A 3,355-nucleotide genomic window follows, 5' to 3' on the forward strand; every position below is an offset into this window, starting at 1 on the left:
CGCCTTATTAGATAGGGCGAGTAGTCCTACGAACAACGTGTTACACCGCGCGCCCGCCGACGAAGGCGACGCGCCAGAATAGGGACCGTGACCGTCGAACTTCGCTCTGACAACGCCGCCGCCGTCTCCCCCGCGATCCTGGAGGCGATGGCTGCCGTCAACTCCGGATCCGCCCTCGCCTACGGAGGTGACGAGGTGACCGCCGCGCTCGAGAGCCGCGTCCGCGAGGTCTTCGAGCACCCGACGGCCCGCGTCTTCCCGGTCCTGAGCGGCACCGCAGCCAACGCTCTCTCGCTCTCCGCGATGACCCCGCCGTGGGGTTCGGTCGTGTGTCACGAGACCGCGCACATCCTCGGCAGCGAGGGCGGCGCCACTTCCTTCCTGAGCGGCGGGGCGGTGATGACGGGCATCGCGGGCGAGGACTACAAGATGGCGCCGGAGGCCCTGCAGGCCCACCTGGACGGCGTACGTTGGGGCGACCCGCATCACTCCCAGCCGGCCGTCCTCTCGCTGACCTCGCCGTCCGACTACGGCACGGTCTACTCCGTCGCGGAGATCGCCGAGCTGACCGCGATCGCCAAGACCCGCGACCTGCGGGTGCACCTCGACGGCGCCCGCTTCGCGAACGGTGTCGTGGCCACCGGTGCGTCGCCGGCCGACCTCACCTGGCGCGCGGGTGTCGACGTGCTCTCCCTGGGCGCGACCAAGAACGGCGCCCTCTCGGCCGAGGCGATCGTCTGCTTCACCGACACTCCCGCCGACGAGCTGGTCTACCGCACCAAGCGCAGCGGCCACGTCACCTCGAAGATGCGCTACCAGTCGGCCCAGCTGCTCGCCTACCTCACCGACGACCTCTGGCTCCACAACGCCCGCAACGCCAACGAGCGGATGGCGGAGCTCGCCGAAGGCCTCCGCACGGCCGGCGTACGCATCACCAACACTGTCGACGTCAACCTGGCCTGGCTGGATCTCCCCGAGGAGACCGCCGACCGCCTGGAGGCCGCGGGCGTGCTGTTCCACCGCCTCGACGGGCAGGTGCGGTTCGTGACGTCCTGGCAGACCACGAGCGACGACGTCCGCACGGTCCTCGGGTTGCTGGGCAGCGCCTGATACCCACGGGGGCCCACCCGACGTGGCGGGGGTTGCTAGCCTCGCCCGCCTATGTCTTCTGACATCTCGGTCCCCTCGTCAGTCCCCACAGCTCCTCCGAAGACCCACCCACGACAACTGCGTGGCGACGTCCAAGGCCTTCGCGCGGTCGCCATCCTCACCGTCCTCGCCGCCCACGCGGGCGTCTCCTGGTTCGCCGGTGGCTTCGTCGGCGTCGACGTCTTCTTCGTCATCTCGGGCTTCCTGATCACCCAGCAGCTCGTCGGTGAGCTCGGCCGCACCGGCCGGATATCGCTGAGGCGCTTCTACGCGCGCCGGGCCCGGCGCATCCTCCCGGCTGCCACCCTCACCCTGGCGGTGACCGTGGTCGCCGCGGTCCTTCTGCTGGGTCCTGCCCAGGTGGCGCCGCTCGCCGTCGACGCGGTCTGGGCCTCGGCGTTCGCGGCCAACATCCGGATGGCCGTCTCCGGCACCGACTACTTCCAGGCGGAGCTGCCCCCGTCGCCGGTCCAGCACTTCTGGTCGCTGGCGGTCGAGGAGCAGTTCTACCTGGTCTGGCCGCTCGTCGCGGTGATCAGCATCGTCGTGGCGAGCAGGATCGGTGCCTCCCAGCGTGGCGAGGGTGACATCCAGCAGAGCTCGGCACGGGCACGCCGGTTCCTGCTGGCCGCGATCGCGCTGATCACCCTCACGAGCTTCGCCTGGTCGGTCGTCCACACGCCCGGCGACGCCACCGCGGCCTACTTCTCCTCGCTCACCCGTGCCTGGGAGCTCGGGATCGGCGCCGCGCTTGCGATCCTGGTCACCAGCGGGCGGGTGATGCAACAGCTCGCCCGCGCCTCCTGGACCCGCGAGCTGCTCGTCCTGGGCGGACTCGCCGCGATCGTCGTCGCGTGCCTGGCCTACGACGAGGCCACCCCGTTCCCCGGCTACCAGGCCGCGCTCCCGGTCCTCGGGTCCGCGGCCGTCATCCTCGCCGGCGCACTGCCGTCGGGCGAGGCGACCCTCGGCGCCCGGCTGCTGTCGGTCCCCCCGATGCGGGCGATCGGCGACTGGTCCTTCTCGCTCTACCTGTGGCACTGGCCGCTCCTGGTGATGCCTGAGATCGTCCTCCAGCGCGAGCTCACCCGGCCCGAGCGCGGCCTGGCCGTCGGGGGCGCGTTCGTGCTGGCGTACGTCTCGTTCCGGCTCGTCGAGGCCCCCTTCCGTGAGGGCGCGGTCTGGCGGCCGACCCGGCGCGCGCTGACCTTCTACCCGGTCAGCATCGGGTTGGTGGCCACGATCGCCTTGGGCGGCACCGTCTACGCCGACTTCGAGGCCACTCGCGGCTCCTACCAGCCGGCGGTCACGCTGGCCGACGCACCCGCGGCCGATCCGTCGCTGGACGAGCAGGAGGCGTTGGTACGCGCCTCGGTGCTGGCCGCCCGTGACGACACCTCGGTGCCGACCGAGCTCCGGCCCGCACTCACCGAGCTCGACTCCCTCAAGCCGCGCCGCACGCGGTGCGACTACACCGACGACACCGAGCGCGACCTGTGCGTCGAAGGCGACCCCGACGGGGACCGGACGATGGTGGTCTTCGGCAACTCCCACGCCCTGCACTGGGTCCCCACGCTGAACCGGATCGGGAAGAGACACGGCTTCAAGACCTACTTCCTGGTCAAGAACCGCTGCGTCTCCGCCTCGATCACCACCGACCGCGGCGGTGAGAAGGACCCCTACACCGAGTGCGACGAGTTCAACCGCTGGGCGTTCGAGCAGTACAAGCGGCTCGACCCCGACCTGACCGTCGTCTCCACCGCTCCCCCGATCCAGGGCGTCTACGACGGGGACGGCGACTGGGTCGGTGAGCGCCGCCGGATCGACGAGCTGATGCACCCGGCCTACACCGACTTCCTGCGCCGCGTGGACAGGCACACCCGACGTACGGTGCTGATCCGCGACATCCAGGGCTTCGACGCCAACGCCGGGACCTGCCTGTCCCGGCCCGGCGCCACCCTCGGCGACTGCCTGATGAGCGGGGACGAGGACCGGGAGACCTCGATCGACGTCCAGGTCCGGGCGGCCGAGGAGGTCGGCGTCGACGTCGTCGACATGAGTTCCTACTTCTGCTGGGACGGGTCCTGCCCCGCCGTAGTGGGTGACACCATCACCCACTACGACGGCACCCACATGTCCCGTCAGTACGCACCCCGGCTCGTCGAGCCGCTGGCTCGCCGGATGGGGCTCGGCACCCACGGCTAGC

Annotated in this window: 2 protein-coding genes; both read left to right on the forward strand. The window is 70.8% G+C overall.

Features of this window, described 5'->3' with window-relative positions:
• Positions 1-87 precede the first annotated feature (87 nt).
• Positions 88-1,110 (forward strand): threonine aldolase family protein, encoded by a 1,023-nt coding sequence (locus ACFVJS_RS27100; RefSeq protein WP_378886657.1) that lies wholly within the window; start codon positions 88-90, stop codon positions 1,108-1,110.
• A gap of 51 nt (positions 1,111-1,161) precedes the next feature.
• Entirely contained in the window at positions 1,162-3,354 is a 2,193-nt protein-coding gene (locus tag ACFVJS_RS27105; RefSeq protein ID WP_378886658.1) for an acyltransferase family protein, read from the forward strand.
• Position 3,355: the final 1 nt, after the last annotated feature.

The organism is Nocardioides sp. NPDC057772 (assembly GCF_042798075.1).
In the GTDB taxonomy this organism is placed as follows: Bacteria; Actinomycetota; Actinomycetes; order Propionibacteriales; family Nocardioidaceae; genus Nocardioides.